General features: G+C 56.9%; 11 protein-coding genes. 4 read left to right on the forward strand and 7 right to left on the reverse strand.

The annotated features are described in order from the left end of the window. The first annotated feature begins 196 nt into the window (after positions 1-196). From H6G53_RS16750 to H6G53_RS16760, 3 genes are read left to right on the forward strand one after another with little or no spacing between them, the layout of a single operon-like run. Positions 197-3,736, forward strand: coding sequence for an MHYT domain-containing protein (locus H6G53_RS16750; RefSeq protein WP_190534916.1), 3,540 nt, complete (start codon positions 197-199; stop codon positions 3,734-3,736). A gap of 44 nt (positions 3,737-3,780) precedes the next feature. Continuing rightward, positions 3,781-5,886 carry a bifunctional diguanylate cyclase/phosphodiesterase gene (locus H6G53_RS16755; RefSeq protein WP_199309295.1) on the forward strand — a complete coding sequence of 702 codons (2,106 nt, stop codon included), beginning with the start codon at positions 3,781-3,783 and terminating at the stop codon, positions 5,884-5,886. Between the two features lie 23 nt (positions 5,887-5,909). Further along, positions 5,910-7,214 (forward strand): response regulator, encoded by a 1,305-nt coding sequence (locus tag H6G53_RS16760; RefSeq protein WP_199291530.1) that lies wholly within the window; start codon positions 5,910-5,912, stop codon positions 7,212-7,214. An 87-nt stretch (positions 7,215-7,301) separates the two neighbouring features. Here the strand turns inward: H6G53_RS16760 and rbfA are convergent, their stop codons facing one another. The 5 genes from rbfA to H6G53_RS16785 all read right to left on the reverse strand — a co-directional run bounded on the left by rbfA (position 7,302) and on the right by H6G53_RS16785 (position 10,578). Further along, positions 7,302-7,823, reverse strand: a complete 522-nt coding sequence (rbfA, locus tag H6G53_RS16765) for a 30S ribosome-binding factor RbfA (protein WP_190534919.1) — start codon at positions 7,821-7,823, stop codon at positions 7,302-7,304. Positions 7,824-7,905: 82 nt separating this feature from the next. Next, positions 7,906-8,112 carry a DUF751 family protein gene (locus tag H6G53_RS16770; protein ID WP_099531454.1) on the reverse strand — a complete coding sequence of 69 codons (207 nt, stop codon included), beginning with the start codon at positions 8,110-8,112 and terminating at the stop codon, positions 7,906-7,908. Between the two features lie 213 nt (positions 8,113-8,325). Next, the gene (locus tag H6G53_RS16775; RefSeq protein ID WP_234406415.1) at positions 8,326-9,297 is read right to left on the reverse strand and encodes an NAD(P)H-dependent glycerol-3-phosphate dehydrogenase; all 972 of its coding nucleotides are present in this window, start codon (positions 9,295-9,297) and stop codon (positions 8,326-8,328) included. A gap of 58 nt (positions 9,298-9,355) precedes the next feature. Next, positions 9,356-9,907, reverse strand: a complete 552-nt coding sequence (locus H6G53_RS16780; RefSeq protein WP_190354885.1) for a hypothetical protein — start codon at positions 9,905-9,907, stop codon at positions 9,356-9,358. A gap of 221 nt (positions 9,908-10,128) precedes the next feature. Next, positions 10,129-10,578, reverse strand: a complete 450-nt coding sequence (locus H6G53_RS16785; protein WP_190534924.1) for a tellurite resistance TerB family protein — start codon at positions 10,576-10,578, stop codon at positions 10,129-10,131. Between the two features lie 311 nt (positions 10,579-10,889). Between H6G53_RS16785 and H6G53_RS16790 the strand changes: the two genes are divergently transcribed. Continuing rightward, positions 10,890-11,873 carry an alpha-ketoacid dehydrogenase subunit beta gene (locus H6G53_RS16790; protein WP_099531451.1) on the forward strand — a complete coding sequence of 328 codons (984 nt, stop codon included), beginning with the start codon at positions 10,890-10,892 and terminating at the stop codon, positions 11,871-11,873. Between the two features lie 180 nt (positions 11,874-12,053). Here H6G53_RS16790 and H6G53_RS16795 read toward each other — a convergent pair whose 3' ends face one another. Together H6G53_RS16795 and H6G53_RS16800 are read right to left on the reverse strand one after the other, a co-directional pair. After that, positions 12,054-14,576 (reverse strand): GAF domain-containing protein, encoded by a 2,523-nt coding sequence (locus H6G53_RS16795; RefSeq protein WP_190534927.1) that lies wholly within the window; start codon positions 14,574-14,576, stop codon positions 12,054-12,056. Between the two features lie 412 nt (positions 14,577-14,988). Beyond that, complete coding sequence (locus H6G53_RS16800; RefSeq protein WP_190534930.1) at positions 14,989-18,126, reverse strand: hypothetical protein; 3,138 nt, start codon at positions 18,124-18,126, stop codon at positions 14,989-14,991. Positions 18,127-18,352 lie beyond the last annotated feature (226 nt).

Consider the following 18,352-nt stretch of genomic DNA (forward strand, 5'->3'; position numbering starts at 1 on the left):
GCCCCTTGCTGCTTAACGATCAGGTGACGGTAACAGCTATGTCATTTAACCCAGTGAACTAAGGCAGCCATGCTAGTAGTTGTTTCCTCAGGGCCGAAATTCCCCGTGAGGCTGGGAAAACTATACAAAACAAGCTCTAATTGCCCGAGCTAATTGCTGCCCGCCACCATAGCCCTGAATTGCTAAACAATTGCCCATGGAGCCTCTGCTGAGTCCCGTTTTTGGGATGTATGACTGGTCGTTGGTTAGTGCTTCGCTGGCGATCGCGATCGTCGCATCCTACACGGCCCTCGATGTGGCGGGCCGGTTGCGCCTGGCCCAAACCGTGCGCCAACAGACGCTGTGGTTGGTCAGTGGCAGCCTGGCCATGGGGGTGGGCATTTGGTCCATGCACTTTGTGGGCATGTTGGCCTTTCAGTTGCCCATGGCCGTTCACTACGACCTCAACACCACGTTGCTGTCCTTGTTTTGGGCCCTGATCGCCTCGGGGATTGGCCTGTATGTCATGAGCCGCAGCACAGTGCGTTTTTCACTGTTGGTGGGGGGGCTGTGCATGGGGCTGGCGATCGTGGCGATGCACTATACCGGCATGGCAGCGATGCAGTTGCCTGGCGAGGTTCACTATTCCTGGCTGGGGGTTGGTGCTTCTGTGGTGATTGCCCTGGTGTCTGCCTATGGGGCGGCCTGGCTGTCGCTGCGGTTGGGGCGATCGGGCATGGAAGCGGCTGGCAGTGGCGTTCCCTTTACCTGGCAGTCCTTCAGCAGCGCCATCATTATGGGTTGCGGAATTGGGGGGATGCACTACACCGCCATGGCCAGCACGCAGTTTTGGATGGTGAATCACTCGGTTTTTGGGTTTTCGGAACAGACCCCGGATCTCCCGATCGGGAGCGGGGGTCTCAATCAGCCCTCCAACTTGCCCAGCATCACTTCAGCGGGGTTGGCGGTGGATGTGGCCTTGGGGGCGATCGTCATTTTGGTGATTGCTCTGGCCATTTCAACGTTTGAGCGGATGCTCGATCGACAGCGAGTGCGAGAGCAAACCCTCAGCGAAAGTGAGATGCGGTTTCGACTGCTGATCGATCGCCTGCCAACGGGGGTGTTGCTGGTGGACGCGGGTGGGCGCATTTTGTCTTGCAATCCCATGGCGGCCAAGCTGTTGGGCACTTCTGTGGAGGCCCTTCAGGGGCAAATTTTCCATGCGGGGTTGCCCACCCTCAATCCCAATGATTTCACCCTTGGCCAAGATCTGATGCCGCTTCAGCAGATTTTGGCGTTGGGGGAGCCGGATGCCACCGTGCCCGATCGCCCGATGGTGAACCGAGGCGTGGGCAACCTGCTGAAAGCCAATTTCACCGGCTTCAGTTCCAGCTTCAGCGCCAGTTTGGGTTGGGATGGGGGAGAAACCGGCAGCGGTGGGGCCACCAATCGATCGGCGGGGCAATCTTGGACAACCGATCGCACCACCAATCCCCAATGGCGCTTGGCCAACACCATCTTGAGCTTGAACGAAGGTGAACAGCGGCGCTGGTTGTTGGTCAACGCGGATCCAATTCTGAATGAAGATCAGCAGGTGGAGCGGGTGGTTTGTTCCCTAACGGACATTACCGATCGCCGGCTGGCTGAGTTAGCCCTCCAAAAAACTGCCCGCCGCGAAACCACCATCGCCCGCGTGATTCAGCGAATGCGGCGCACCTTGGAGCTGCAAACCATCCTGGACACCACCACCAGCGAGCTTCAGCAAATTATTGAGTGCGATCGTGTTTTGGTCTATCGCTTTGAGCCGAACTGGAGCGGGCGAGTGGTTTCGGAGGCCGTGGTTCCCGGTTGGACACCGGTTTATAACAACACCACCATTGAGCGAATTGCGGTCGATCGCCCGGAATGCATTATCAAAACGATCGATAGCCAAAACCTGTTGATCCAAGACACCTACCTCCAGGACACCCAAGGGGGCAGCTACCAAACCACCCGCAGTTGTCGCTGCGTCAGTGATATTTATGCCTACGGTTTCGATGATTGCTATCTCCGATTGTTAGAGGCCTTGGAAGCCAGGGCCTATATCATCGTGCCGATTTTCTGCCGGGAACAGTTGTGGGGCCTGTTGGCTTGCTACCAAAATGGCCAGCCGCGCAGTTGGACGGAGGTGGAAGTGGCCAGCGTGGTGCGGATTGCTGAGCAATTTGGCGTGGCCGTGCAACAGGCCGAACTGCTCGCCAAAACCCAACAGCAAACGACCGAGCTGTTGGCCGCCAAGGAAGAGGCCGATCGAGCCAACCGGGCCAAAAGTCACTTTTTAGCCCAAATGAGCCACGAACTCCGCACCCCCTTGAATGCGATTTTGGGCTTTACCCAACTGATGGCGCGTGATCCGTCCCTTTCCCTGACCCACCGCCAGCAGACCAATATTGTGAACCGCAGCGGCGAGCATCTCCTGGGCCTGATCAATAGCATTTTGGATATGTCCAAAATCGAAGCGGCCCAAATGACGCTGCAACTGGAACGGTTTGATCTGCACCGGTTGCTAGACACCTTGCAAGACCTGTTGACCGTGAAGGCGGAAAGCAAGGGGTTGGTGTTGCTTTTTGAGCGATCGGCCACCCTGCCGCAATTTGTGATCACAGATCAGAACCGATTGCGGCAAATTTTGCTGAATCTGTTGGGTAATGCGTTGAAATTTACCGATCGGGGGCGGGTGATTTTGACGGCGCGGGAACTGTCAACCACCCCGATCGGGGAGCGATCGTCACTGATCGCCGAGACCCCGGCCACCCGCGAGGCCGACCCCGCCGCCATTGGCCTGGAGTTCAACATCAGCGACACGGGGCCGGGCCTATCTGCCGAAGAAATTGCCCAACTGTTTCGGCCCTTTGAGCAAACAGCCGTTGGCCAGCGATCGGGTCAGGGAACCGGGTTGGGCCTGTCCATTTCTCGGGAATTTGCCCGTTTGTTGGGCGGCGACATCTCGGTTTATAGTCAACCGCAAACGGGAGCCACCTTCACGGTCACGATCCAAGCCCAGCGGGCAGAAATCAGCGGCGCGATCGACTCCGCTTCCCAGCAACCCATCCTGCGGCTGGCTCCGGGGCAACCGGCCTATGTGATTTTGGTGGCCGATGACCATGCGGACAGCCGCGCCCTGCTCACGGACTTGCTGAATCAAGTGGGCTTTCAGACCATCACTGCCATCAATGGTCAAATGGCTGTCGAACTGTGGCAACAGCACCACCCCCAGGCCATCTTTATGGATATGAAAATGCCTGGTTTGGATGGTTACGCGGCTAGCCGCCTGATCAAATCCCAGCCCGGCGGCCACCAAACTCTGATCATTGCTTTAACGGCCAGCGCTTTTGATCAAGATCGAGCGGCAATTTTGGCGGCTGGCTGTGATGATTTGATCTGTAAGCCTTTTAACTTCACCGATCTGCTGGAGTTGCTGGGTCAAAAATTAGGAGTGCAATACCTCTACCAAGCGCCTGCGGAACCAGAACCCAACACCGCCCCGATCGATGCGGATCCCCATACCTTGCTAGCCCAACTGGCGAGCTTGCCTGATCCTTGGCAACAACAATTCCGATCGGCCGTCACCCGAGGCAGTGATAGCCAAGCCTTGCAGCTTTTGGAGGCGCTGCCGGACAGTGCCAACGCCTTGCGGCAAGTCTTCAGCCAATGGATTGACGGTTTGCGGTTCGATCGGGTGTTGGAATTACTGGATGAAGCGCAATCCGCCCCCTAGATCAGTCCGTTTGTCTCAACATGCCGCCTGAGTTGTTGCCTGCCATGTCACATCCCCCATCTGACCAGCCACCACCGGACTCGCCTGCCGCCACTCACACACCGCTTGCGGGGCACTTGCCCAGGGGCGTGAGTGAATTCCAGGAGCCTGGCCTGGATCGATCGAGCGGCTGGCCCCACGCCGACCAACCGCTCGATCGACCCGCGGCCGCTGCGGTGATCGCTCCCGATCGGGCTGCGACCTCGGCAATGGCTGACATTAATGCTGACATTAACGCTGACACCCATATCGAGCCAGCTAGTTTTCAACAGGTGGATCTCCAGCCGGCCGATATCTTGATTGTGGATGATACCCCCGAAAACCTGAAGCTCTTGGCAGCCCTCTTAGCCAGTGAGCACTATCAAATCCGCAAGGCGATCAACGGTTCCATGGCCTTGCGGGCCGTGGCCGCCGACCCGCCAGATTTGATCCTGCTCGATATCATGATGCCGGACATGGACGGCTACAGCGTTTGCCAGGCCCTGAAGGCGGATCCCAGCACGGCCGACATTCCCGTCATTTTTCTCAGTGGCCTCAGTGATGCCTTCGACAAAGTGCGGGCCTTTGAAACGGGTGGCTCAGACTACATCACCAAACCCTTCCATGGCCAGGAAGTGCTGGCCCGGGTACGTACCCACTTGCAGGCGCGATCGGCTCAGCAGCGGATGGCCGAGCTGAACTTGGACTTGGAACGGCGTGTGCGGGAGCGCACTTGGGCCCTGGAGCAGGCGAATGCGGCCCTGCATACGGAAATTCAAGAGCGCCAACGGCTACAAGAACAACTGATGGATCTGGTGCTGCGGGATGACCTCACGGGGTTGCCCAACCGGACTGCTTTTACGCGGGAGTTGGCGGAACGGTTTCAAGCCGCTCGCCAAGCCCAAGCTGATCGGGTAGCAGTGCTGTTTGTTGACTGCGATCGCTTCAAAGTGGTGAACGATTCCTTGGGGCACTTTGTGGGCGATCAACTGCTAATTAGCCTGGCTCAACGGCTTCAGGGCTTGCTGGAGCCGCCCCACCTCATGGCGCGATTCGGAGGCGATGAATTCACCCTGCTGCTACAGGGGCCCGATCCCCTTGCCTTGGCCCAAACCTATGCCGATCGGGTCATGGAAGCCTTGCAGCGATCGTTTAAGCTCCAGGGCCATGAAATTTTCACCAACGCCAGCATTGGCATTGCCGTAGACTCCGACAACTACAGCCATCCGGAACACTTGCTGCGGGATGCCGATGCGGCCATGTACCAAGCCAAAACCATGGGCCGGGGTCAATACCAACAGTTCAACAAGGCCATGCATCGCTACGCCCTCCAAACCCTGGAGATGGAAACCGAGCTGCGCCATGCCCTCCAAAACCAGGCGCTGCAAGTGGCCTATCAACCCATTGTTTGCGTGGCCACGGGGGTGTTGGTCGGTTGCGAAGCCCTGGTGCGCTGGCCCCATCCCGTTCATGGTTATGTGCCCCCTTCGATGTTTATTCCCGTCGCAGAAGAGACAGGATTAATTGTGGCGATCGGGGAATTTGTGTTAACCGAAGCGCTGAAACAGATCCAACAGTGGAATCGCGATCGCCCGGGCGATCGACCTTTATTTGTGAGCGTGAATCTTTCGGTTCGCCAAATTAACCAACAGGATTTTTTGGAAAAATTCAATCAAATTGTTCAGAATTTGGCCGCAGATCTTTCCTGTCTCAAGCTAGAAATTACCGAAGGGGTGTTTATGGGTCATACCCCTCAAAACATTGCCGTTTTGAATAATTTGCGCGATCGACAAATTCAAATTTGCGTCGATGATTTTGGAACGGGCTACTCATCCCTGAGTTATTTACAGAAACTGCCCGTGGATATTCTCAAGATCGATCGCTCCTTCATCACGCCCCTGGATGAGTCCCACGAACGGGGCGAACTCGTGGCCGCCATCATCCACATTGCCCAAACCATGCAAAAACAGATTGTGGCGGAAGGCGTTGAAACGATCGCTCAACTCCAAAAATTACAAGAATTTAAATGTGACTTCATTCAAGGCTATTGGGTGGCTAAACCCCTCACGGTTGCCGAAATGGAGAATTTTTTGAGCGACTATCCCATTAAATCCTGGTCTCGTCAGGGTTGATATTTATTTCCTGAGTTTTGCCGATGAATGCCACGGTTGCACCCGCGATGTCTACCCAATCGGACACAAAAGAGGACATTCTGATTGTTGACGACACGATCGCCAACATTCAGTTCCTATCGTCCCTCTTAGTAGAACAGGGTTACTTGGTTCGCAAGGCCCTCAATGGCCCCATGGCTTTGCAATCAATCCATGCCGATCCGCCCAGCTTGATTCTGTTGGATATCAACATGCCGGGCATGAATGGCTATGAAGTTTGTCGAGTCCTCAAGGAAAATGATCAGCTTAAAAAGATTCCAATTATTTTCTTGAGCGCCCTGGATAGTGCCCAGGATAAAGTGCAAGCCTTTCAAATGGGCGGCGCTGACTACATCACCAAGCCTTTTCAGTTAGAAGAAGTCATTGCCCGCATTGAAAATCAGCTTGCTCTGAAGCGGGCCCAGGAGAGTCTTCTTGCCCAAAACTTAACCCTGCAAAGGGTTTTGGAAGAATTGCGCCAAACCCATTTGCGGCTGTTGCAGCAGGAAAAAATGGCCAGCATTGGTCAGTTGGCTGCGGGAATGGCCCATGAAATTAATAATCCCCTGAGTTTTATTGCGGGTAATTTGTCGCCTGCAAGGGAGTATTTGGCCACGCTGTTTGAGTTGCTGGATCAGTATCAAGCGGCTTGTCCTAATCCACCGGAGTCGGTGCAAAGGATTCTGAAAGAAATTGATTTAGAGTTCATTGCCCGTGACTTTAAATCACTGGTGGATGCGATGCAAAACGGGGTCGATCGCATTCAGTCAATTATTCTGGCTTTGCGCATTTTTTCGCGATTAGGAGAAGCCGAAATTAAGTCGGTGAACTTGCATGATGGGCTGGACAGCACTTTGCTGTTGCTGAATCAACCCCTAGCCGATTTAAAAATCCGCGTGATTAAAACCTATGGAGATTTGCCGCCTGTGAAGTGCCATGCGGGCCAGGTGAATCAGGTTTTTTTGAATATTCTGAATAATGCGATCGAGGCGTTGAGTTCTGCGGTGCAAAAACAGCAACTTCAAGAAGATCCGACGATTTGGATTTGTACCGAACGCACCAGCCCCACCACCATTCAGGTGCGAATTCGGGACAACGGGGTGGGAATTTCCCCAGAAGTTCAGCGCCAATTGTTTGACCCCTTCTTCACCACAAAACCGATCGGGCAAGGGGTGGGCTTAAATTTAGCCAGTAGCTATCAAATCATCGTGAATCATCACCACGGGCAATTAACTGTTGAGTCAGCCAAGGGAGTGGGGGCTGAATTCTGCATTGAGTTGCCGATCGCCCTGCGTGCCGAGGCCGTTTAAACCAATAAACTGTGGTTTGGCTAGCAAGGCGATCGGTCACTGACGAGTACCGATGATCAACATCAATTCTGCATTTTCTGCATTTAGTTAATTTTTGAAATCCAACTCTTCATCGTCGAATTCGTCTTCAAATTCGTCGTCCAGCTCATCATCGAATTCATCATCTAGGTCGTCATCTAGTTCATCATCAACATCAACTAAGGCTGCATCGGCCCCATTTTGGTGATCCGTCTCCAAGTCTAGGGGATGTTCTTTGCGGTGTTGTTCAAGCTGTTCCAAAAGACTGAGAACGCGGCTTCCCCGCTCGATCGAACTATCTTCGATAAAAATCACTTCCGGGGTTCGTCGCAGCCGCACCCGCTGCCCCAACTCACTGCGCACATAGCCAGTAGCCGATCGTAAACCGGCCATGGCGGCTTCGCGAGCTTCCGTCGTGCCATAGACACTGACAAAAATCTTGGCATGTTGCAAATCGCCGGACACATCCACATCGGTGACGCTGACCATCCCCAGCCCCACCCGATCGTCCTTGATATCATTCATCAGCATCTGGCTGACTTCGCGCCGAATCATTTCCGCCACCCGCGCGACTCGCCGGTTTGTAGCCATTGCTCAATTCTCCAAAAATGCAGTCGAAATGCCGCGAAAACGCTGGCCGTTAAATTTTGCCGCTGAGTTTTGCCGTTGAATTTTATTGAACTTCCGCCAAGCCCAACATGGCCCGCAGCGTGAAGAACACAAATCCCAAGGCAGAGGCAAATAAGCAGCCCACGGCAATGGCCGATCGCCGGTCTTTCATTAATCCCGTAAAGGGCGAGAGCAGCGTGAGCACCACGCCCAGGCTGAAGCTAATTAGAAAGCGGGGATAGCGTAAAACGTTATTCAAAAAGTCTTGCATGGGAATTTCAACGGTGATTTCAACCGGCGAGGGAAAGGCGATCGCCTGGGCAAGGGGCGTTGAGTTGGGAAACGCCGGCCCTGGAAGCCATGAGCCAATCCTTATTTTACGGGCAATTTGGCGAGTGCTTGGCGGGGCGATCGGTTGGCTTGTGGGACTTGGAATGAGTTGGGGCTGAACTGGGGCTGAGTTGGAGATTCACGGGCCGCTGGCTCAGAGTAGCTCGTCTTCAAATTCTTGCTTGAGGTCGCGATCGATCAAGGCGCGCACGGCCTGCTGTGGCGTGATTTGGCCATGCAGCAGGCGATGGACTTGACGGGCGATCGGGACGGGAATTTGTTGCTCGCGGGCAATGGCCACCAACACTTCCACGGTGTTGATCCCCTCCACGGTGCTGTGAATTTCCGCCAGGACGCGATCGAGGGGTTTCCCTTGGGCCAGCCCATAGCCCACCTGGTAATTACGCGAGAGCGCACTGTTGCAGGTGGCCAGCAAGTCGCCCAAACCCGCCAGCCCAAAGAATGTTTCCGCTTGGGCTCCCAAATGCGTGCCAATCCGAATCATTTCTGGTAGGGCCCGGGTCAGGAGGGCCGCCTTGGCGTTGGTTCCCAATTGCAGACCGTCACAAACTCCCGCCGCGATCGCCATTACGTTCTTGAGGGTTCCGCCCAATTCCGTCCCGATCGGGTCGAGGTTGGCATAAACCCGCAACACATTAGAGGCAAAAAGCCGCTGGGCTGCTTCGGCCGCCCCTTGGTCATAGCTGGCCACCACCGTCGCGGCCGGCAACCCATGTTCAATTTCCTGGGAGAGATTGGGCCCCGACAACACCACGATCGGGTTCTGGGGAAAAGCCGAATGCCACATCTGAGAAGGCGTTTGGTGGCTTTGGGCATCCAGCCCCTTGGTGGCGGTGATCAATACCGTGGAGGGGGGCATCTCCGTGGCCGCTAACCGGGCGATCGAGTCGCTTACCCCCTTCATCGACACCGCCGACAGGACAAAGTTGGCTCCCCCGATCGCCTCCGCCAGACTCTCGGGACTTCGCCGCGACCACAGCCGCACGATCGCCTGGGGATTTTGCCGCGCCAGCCGGGCCAAGGCCGCTCCCCAAACGCCCGCACCAATGATGGCGATCGTGACGGGAGCCATATCCACCCGATCGCCCCTTGCCGTGTTGATCATCACTCCTCCTCTCGCTCCTGTGCCGATCCCTCGCTGGATCGATCGCGCCGTTGGTTCTTCAAGGGAACAAGCCGCGCCGTTTGCGAGCCTCCATGGCCCGTTCCAACATGCCCAGCAGGCCGGGGGCCTCTTCCTGGAGGGCCAACAACAGCCGCTCCCCAGCCTCCTCATCGTTTGGGTCCAGCCCTGTTTCCATAACGGCCATCAGGCGCGGCATGGCGAAATCATCAACAATTTGAATCAGCCCCACCAAACAGCGGTTAAATTGTTTTTCCGTGAGGGGAGCATCTTCCAGGGGAAACTCAATGATGGCTCGAATTTCTCCATCGGAGGGGTCATATTCCCACTGGAGCATTTTGGTTTCCCAGGAAATGCTCAGCATGGTTTGCAAAATGGCGGCTTTGTGGGGGTGGTTTTGAATGCCGCTGATGACCTGGGGCGCAAACAGCTTGAAAAAACGCCCTTCTTCTTCGAGCTGCACCACCAATTGAAAGTCATCGAGGTTGTCGGCCTGAACGGCGGTGACAATCCACGATCGCTCGTGGTCAATGTCGTAGGTCCAACCCCGGCGATCGAGGTAGCTGGCAATTTGTTCTAAAGTCGCGCCCATTGAGGAACGTTGGAGATTGCATTTCGGTGCAAAGCCAGCCTAGCAAACGGTGCTCCCCAAACGAGCTTTTGGGGGAATCTTTCTGGGGCGGTGGTCAATCGCTCCGTTGATTAGCCCTCGGATTCGCCCTCAAAAACTGCTGCGCTTCTAGGGTGGCCTACCCCCGATCGCGATTCTTGGGCTGCTGACCTGTTGGCCTCAGCCTTAGCCGCGATCTTTGCTTAGCCGCGATTTTTGATGGTCATGGCGGTGATCAACAACTCAGCGGTTTGGGGGGAAATGGCGAGGGCGCTGGCCAGTTCCGTGAGAAATTCTTGCTCGGAAGCGTCCAAGGTTCCGTCGGTGAGGGTCATGTCGGCGGCCACGGCGTAGGCGGTTTCGCGCAGGTCTTCGGGCAAGGCCACTTGGGCCCCTTGAAACAGTGCATCGGGCCCTCGGGATTGCATGATGCCCAAGAGTTTGTCGATCATTTTGGCCATGTGCTCTTCGTCAAAGCGCTTGAACAGTTGCATTCGATAGAGACTGTCGCGAAGGGTGCGCACTTCTTCATCGGTGGCGTAACCGTCGGCGGCCATGGCAATCACCAAAATCGCCGCAAACGCCTCGGGCGAAGACAGGGTGATCGTCCCGTCGGGAGTTGCTTTCCGAAACACGCTGTCGAGTAGGCCCATAGTGAATCCGTCCTTAAAAAGTCAAAACCCTAAAAATCAAAACCCTAGCGAGCGCGGGGTTTGGGGTGCGCTTTGCGGTGGCGCGATTTCGCGATCTACGGTGGCGCGGTTTGCAGTGCGCGTTGCCTCGTATTGTGGCTTGGTTTCTGTGGGTTGGGGGCGATCGTTAAGGTTGATTTTTGAACAAACCGTGACGGGATTTGGGGCCCCACGGCCGGAGTTAGGCGCGATCGGGCGCAACCTTGGCGGTACAATAAACCCCGCTGAGCCAACCTTGATTCAACTTCCACAACGAATTCCACAACAAACCGATGGCAGAAACGATTTTCTTCAACGCCCTTCGTGAAGCAACCGACGAAGAAATGGCCCGTGACCCTCGGGTGTTGGTGATGGGAGAAGATGTGGGTCACTATGGCGGCTCCTACAAGGTCACCAAGGATTTGTATAAGAAATACGGCGATCTGCGGCTGCTGGACACTCCGATCGCGGAAAACAGCTTTACGGGAATGGCTGTGGGTGCGGCCATGACGGGTCTTCGCCCGATCGTGGAAGGCATGAACATGGGCTTCTTGTTGCTGGCCTTTAACCAAATTTCCAACAACGCTGGGATGCTGCGCTACACCTCCGGCGGTAATTTCACGATTCCGATGGTGATCCGGGGCCCCGGCGGGGTGGGTCGCCAGTTGGGGGCAGAACATTCCCAGCGCCTAGAGGCCTATTTCCAGGCGGTTCCGGGGTTGAAGATTGTGGCTTGCTCCACGCCCTACAACGCTAAGGGTCTGTTGAAGTCGGCAATTCGTGACAACAACCCGGTGCTGTTCTTTGAGCATGTGCTGCTCTACAACCTGAAGGAAGATCTGCCGGACGAAGAATATCTGTTGCCGCTGGACAAGGCGGAAATGGTGCGATCGGGCGAAGACATCACGATCGTCACCTACTCCCGGATGCGCCACCACGTGATGCAGGCGGTGAAAACCCTGGAGAAGGAAGGGATCGATCCGGAAGTGATTGACCTGATTTCCCTGAAGCCGTTGGATATGGCCACGATCGCCGCTTCGGTGCGCAAGACCCATCGGGTGCTGATTGTGGAGGAATGCATGAAGACGGGCGGCATTGCGGCAGAATTGACGGCCCAAATCATTGAACAATGCTTTGATGATTTGGATGCGCCGCCGGTACGGTTGTCTTCGCAGGATATTCCCACGCCCTATAACGGGATGTTGGAGAATCTGACGATCGTGCAGCCGGCCCAAATTGTGGAAGCCACGAAGAAACTGTTGGACAACCGCATTTAGTAGGAACGCTGCGCCGAATAGCACTGGTCGCACGACGGTTATTCGGGTTACTCACGACCGGTTCTTGGGGTGGGTTAACCCGAGAGTGCTACCGGCGTAACGAGATCGTTGAGGGCAAGGCGTTTTGGGCTGGTCGTTCAATCGCCCAAAACCCTGATGCCACCGTGGCGATCTTGTGGACTACATGTTGGGGGTATTAAACACCCCATCCCAATATTCCGGGGGCGGGCAATCCAGATACTGGGTTGCCCGTTCTATATGGAGTTTCACGGAATGATCATGGGGCCGCAGTTGTTGGGCGGCGGCAAAATGCACCATGGCTTTGTGGAAATGGAAGCGGTTAAAGGCTTCTTTGCCCAGTTCGTATTGCTCCAGGAAGGTTTCATCTTCAAAGGAGAGGGGACGGGCGCGATCGCCAATCAGTTCAAAGATGCGAATTGGTTTGGTGCGGCCTTTCACCCGTACCCGATCGAGTTCGCGCACCCAGAGCCGATCGGCACAGCGCTCGTAGGTGGCTTCGCTGAGGATGATGTCACAGCCATATTCTTTGGTCAGCCCTTCCAGGCGGGAGCTGACGTTTACGGCATCCCCGATCGCGGTGTAGTCCATGCGCCGTCGGGAACCGATGTTGCCCACAATCACTTCGCCGGAGCTGATGCCGATGCCAACCCGAAGGGGCGGTCGATCGGTAGCCACCAAGGCTCGGTTAAACACTTTCAGGCGATCGCGCATATCCAAAGCCGTCAGCACCGCTAGCCAAGCGTGGTCCTCTTCGAGGGGCAACGGCGCACCAAAGACCGCCATCAGCGCATCGCCAATGAACTTATCGAGCGTTCCCTTGCGATCGAAAATGGCCTCCACCATGGTTTCAAAATATTGATTCAGCAGGGCCACCACCTCCGTGGCATCCAGAGCCTCAGCCAAGCTGGTGTAGCCCCGGATATCGCAAAACAGGATCGTCACATCCTTGCGCTCACCGGTCAGCATGTCTGCCCCCAGTTCCACGGCCCGTTCGGCCACTTCAGGGGTCATGTAGCGAGACATGGTGGCTTTGAGTCGTTGTTCGCGGCTGATGTCTTCTAACACCACCAAACCGCCCCGCACTTTGCCATCCAAATCCGTCAGGGGATTCACGGCTAGGTTGACGTTGCGATCGAACAGTTGCATATCATCGGGATTCAGATACTCCAGCGGGCGGGCCGGATCGTTCCACAGCCGCACTTGATTGTTGCCCTGGGGCACAACCCAGACGGTTCCCTCTTGGGGGCTGAAGTAGCGCCCGACCCGCAGGGCCTGCTCAGGAACCCGATGGCGTGCGCCAGTGCTGAGGCTGTCTTTCAAGCGTGTTTCCAAGGACTCGATCGGGATAATTTCCCACACGGGCCGTTTCAGGAGTTGCTGTTCCCAAATGGTCTGGATGCTGCGGCGGCCCGCCATCCCATCCCGCCGCACCGGACAGCCCAGCAGTTCCAAGGCGGCTTCGTTGATTGTCACCACTCGCCCTTGCAGGTCGGTGGAAATTACGCCATTGGACAGGCTGCGCAGGATGTCTTTTTGGTACTGCTGTTCCGTGAGTACGCTGTCAAAGAGACGGGCGTTTTCCAGGGCAATGCCGGCCTGGGTGTTGAAGGCCCGCATAAAGGCTTCATCGGAAGCGGTGAAGTTGCCCTGTTTGCGGTTGAGTAGTTGACTCACGCCAATCAGTTGCCCCGAGGGGTCAAAGATCGGCAAGCAGAGGGCATTGCGAGTGTTCAGGCCATGGGGGCGATCGAGCAGGGCATCAAAATCTTCATGGGAAGGGGCATGGCTCAGGTTCAGGGGCTGTCCCTTGCGCACCACATGGCCCACCAAACCTCGATCGCTCGACACCTCCAACGATCGCCCGTCTTCAAAGGTGGTGCGCAGCCGGCCCGTGTCCCGATCGAGCCGGTACAACGTGCCATATTCCGCCTGCATAAAGTCGCGGGCTTCCGCCATCACCGCCTGCAAAACCCGATCCAACTCCAGGCCCGTTTGGGCAAACAGGGTGGTGACCTTCAGCAGCGCCGCCACCCCGCGTTGGTTGCGAGCCGCCTGATAAAAAGACTGGCAACTTTCCAGAATGATCCCGATCGATTCCGCGAATTCCCGAAAGCGGGCCTCGTCTTCGCGGTCAAAGGCTGGCGCAGTGGTTTTGTTCAGCAGTTGCACCACGGCCACCACGGCCCCATCGGTGCTGCGAATGGGCATACAGAGCAAGGCCTCCGTGGGGCGATCGCCCAGACCATCAAAGGCCAGCTCAAACCCCGCCGCCTGCTGCACATTGGCCATGTTCACCACTTCACCCGTGGCAGCCGATCGGCCCGTAATGCCCACGTTCAGAGGAATCCGAATTTCATCGGACTCAGGCACTTGATCGCCATTGGGTCGGGCCCAGAGTTCCGCGCGATCGGGATCCAGCAGAAAAATGGTGGTGCGTTCCGCCTGCAAAATCAGCCCAATTTTGAGGGTCAAGGCATCGAGAATTTGCTCCAAGATGCTTTCGAGCGCCGCATTATTGACCAAATCAAAGGCGCGCAAAAACTGCTGAAACTCCGCTGTGATGAAGTCCAGGAGGCAAACAAATTCCGCAACCGGAAGATCCTGAACCCGTTGGGTGAGCAAGCCCACCCGATCGGGTCGCGTTAACGATGCCAAAAAACTGCCAGTGCCAGCAAAAGTCATGACGATGGCGCAACCCAAAGGAGCAGAGGCGCAAACACAAAACGGAACCAATCAAATCAAGAATTCAGCCTAACCGCAAAGGGCCAGCTCCCCACCCAACGCCCCTTTGCAACCCACTTTATTGTTAGACCGAGGAGGAATAATTCGCCACCGATGGGTTGAAATTGCCCCACCGCCGGTTTTCCGTCAGTCAAAGCAATTCAGTCAAAGCAATTTAGTTAATTTAGCTAATTCGGTGAATTCAGCCAATCAAGCGCAAGGGATCCAACCCTAGCGCAACCGTAACGGAGCTTTGATCGTGCTTGGGGGTATCCACCCAACCGGTCTTTTCCCATGGGAGAGATTGATTGGTTATACAAACATTTGCGATCGTACCCCGGAGAGTTCTCTCTAGTCCCTGAGGTTTCACCCTCTAGGGGCTTGGCCAAGGGATGGTTTTCTGCTGGGCGATCGCATCTGTTAGGGCCTGGGCCCCGTAGCGATTGAGGTGGCTTGGATCCGAAAATCGATCATACTTATTCACCCAAAGCCGCGAAAGATTGAGGTACAACAACGGCTGTGAGTTCATGAATTGGTGAAACTTTTGCTCATAGGCCGATCGGGGTGGATCTAAATAATCATCCGTCAAGGGCACATTCACAAAAGCTACCTTTACTCCTCGCTGTTGGGCATATTGCAGAATTCCCGCCAGCGCATCAAACTGCTCGCCCCCCAAGGAAAAACTACGGTAATCGCTATCAAAATCCCCCGGAACCCGTGGGTAGGTTTGATAGTACGTAGCAGGATCAAACTTGACAGACAGGGGTAAGAAGCCGTGTAAATCCACTACCCCATCACGCCCTGCACCGGCCGTGGCTGCCACTTTCCCCAAGTGGGCCCGGGCCCCCTGCACCAAATCGGGCAGGGCAGGACTGAGACCCCGACGGAGGGTCTCGCGAGCACCCAATAACGCAAATAGATCCCACCCTTGCCACCGATCGCGCAGGGTGGCCTTGAGACTATCACGGCGGCTATGCACCTGGGATAGTCCCGTGGTGCGCTCCTGCAACCAAGCTTCCACATCTTCGGGGGTGGGGATGGTTTCGACGGTGGAGCCTAACCAAGATTGACGCAGCAGGGCCGGAGCTTCGCGGGTGCTTGTGAGGCTACCGGGGCGATCGGGCGGTTCCGGTGGTGGCGCTGTGGCCCCGCTCGGAGCACTGACCAGCGGGCTGACAGGGCGCGGAAATTTCCCCTGCTGAAGGGCCCGGTAAGCGGGTGAAGCGGCCATGGCTTGGTAGGTGGCATCGGCTCGCCCACTGTTAAAGGCGCGAGTGCCATCGGCCCAGAGAATGAGCTTGGGCAATTGCTCCGGCGGCAAAATTCCCTGCACGATCGCCTGCACCACCTTGGCCGTGGCCCCATTGATCCCAAAGTTAAAGATTTTGAGCTTGGGATGGCCATGGCGAGCCAACTGATCGCGCAGGCGAGCGGGGTCGATGCCGCGCAGCGCCCGGGAACTGCCCACTACCAAGACATCGGGCACGCCTTCCCGCAGCACAAACTGCTGATAGAGCAGAAGTTGCCGATCGAACTGGGGGCTATTGAAACTGGGAAATTGGGGCGGTTCCGGGAGCACCTCCGCCGCTTCGGCCGGGCCGCTGGAGAGGTTCAGCAGGGCCGAGGCGGAACGGCGGGCTTGGGCGGCCGAAGACAGGGCCCATTCGGGCCGGGCTGCGATCCAATCCAATCCCACAACGAGGCTGCACCCGATCGCCCCGGCGCTGAGGAGAGGGAGCCATGGGGCCGGTTCTGGGCGATCGGAATACCAAACCCGAGTGCGGGTGTTGGGATGGGCGGTGGCTGACTCGGCCGGTTCCGCGTCCGTGGTCCAAATGCCCGTGGCCGTGAGGGTCGATCGCGCTTCCAACCAAGCCCGTTCCCGAAACTGAGACCAAGACCAGCCCGATCGCCCCGCACCGGGCAACGACAGGGGCTGCAACGATCCTCGCTCAATGGGCTGATCCAGCTCTGGATCGAACGCTGGGGAATCCGCTGGGGAACGGGCCCGATCGGAACCTTGGGGGGAATGGGATTCGGTGGCGGAGGCTTCGGCCGCCCGGGCCACGGCTGCCTCCGCGCCCACAAAATCTGGAACCGCATCATGGGAGCTGAGACGGCCAGAGCGGGCGGTGAAATCTTCGGCAAATTGCCATTGGGGCTGTTTGCTGCCGGCGGCCCGGCCATAGATCCGCACCCCAGATAGGCCCGGCACTTGCAGATCATGGATCAGCTTGGCCACGGCGGTCGTTACGGCGGCCTGTTCGGGGCAACGGGGCCCATCCAACATCACATGCAGCAAATCGCCCCGCCGACAGAGCTGCACCCGCAGCCCGCCGGAAGCCATCCATTGATCCAAATGCGGATTAATCAACCGCTCCAGCAAGAACACCTGGGCTGCATGATCATCACTTTGGGCCAGGGTGAGGGTGGACTCGGCCAAGTCCGATCGGCTGGCCGCTGGCAAGTCCATCCATTCCACCCAATGGGGCGTGGCCTCCGGGCGATCGGGGCAGCCATAGAGCACCAAGGAATGGATGCCCTGCGGAGCGATCGCCCGCACCAGGGTGGAAACGGTGCTAATCACCTCCAGGGGCGTGGCCAGGGCCGATTCCTGAAGCTTCGCGAACACATGCAGCGTGGACTCTTCCAACACCGCCGACACGGATTGGGCCAAACGACTGCCCAAGGTGCGATCGAGCAAGTGCGAGAGGGCCTGCACATCCCCCCAGCGGGCCCAATCAAACAACATTTGGCGAGGAGCCGTCAGGTTCACCCGCAAAATCCAATTCGGTTCCGGTTCCGCAACGGCCTGGCCCAACACATAGCCATCCCGGAAGCCGTCTAGGTTCAGTTCCCGCAAGGCCAGGGCCATGGCCGGCCCCTGGGCAACCCAATCCACCGGTTCCGCCACTTGGCAAATGGCCCAAAGGCGATGGCCCGTAGCCCCGTTTGGCTCTCCCTGAATCACCCGGGGGCTGGGGGTAATTTTGACCGTCACCTTGGCTTGAATGCCCGATCGCTTCAGGGTTTCACCCACCTGCTGGGCGGCCCGCTGGGCCAAACCGGCCCAAGCGGCCTGGATGGGCGGCGCGTCGGGTGTTGAGGTCGCTGGCAACGGCAGGGCCGCAAATTCCTCCGAAGCATCCGCCGCCTGCATCACATCGGCAACCGTCGGCATTGGGGGTGCGGTGGGAGCGGTGGCCATCATGGAAGGCTCCAGCACCACGTAGCGCGTCCAGGCCGGCTTGGTTTGGCCCAGTTGCCGACCATAGAGCAACACCAGCCGGGGCAAGGTTTCCCAAGACAACTGATGCAGGGGCGATCGGGTCAAACCTTGGCGAAACCGGGCTTCCAAAACTGCCGCATCGGGACAGGTCAACCCTTCGCAAAGCACGTGCAAATGGGTTCCCGCTAGGCGCACTTGCACTTGCAGGCCTGGCCAGTTCAAAACCCGCATCACCCAACTATCGAGGGCCTCCGGTGCAAGATTTAACGGTGGCGAGTCCACGGGTCCCATTACATCTCCCATACTTGTCGCAAAGGCTAGCATACGAGTGCCGTTTGCCCATAGCGAATCCGGAAGCCTTGAATTAACAGAATATCCCCGAAACGGGCATCAACGGCTACGCTGTCTAGACTTACGCTGTCTAGACTATTGAAAAGCGAAATGCAGGGTTTTGTTGTCCAAGGTCGATCGCCTGATTGATGACCGATGGCTCGCCTGAATCGTCTGA

It is taken from the genome of Limnothrix sp. FACHB-406 (assembly GCF_014698235.1).
GTDB lineage: Bacteria > Cyanobacteriota > Cyanobacteriia > CACIAM-69d > CACIAM-69d > CACIAM-69d.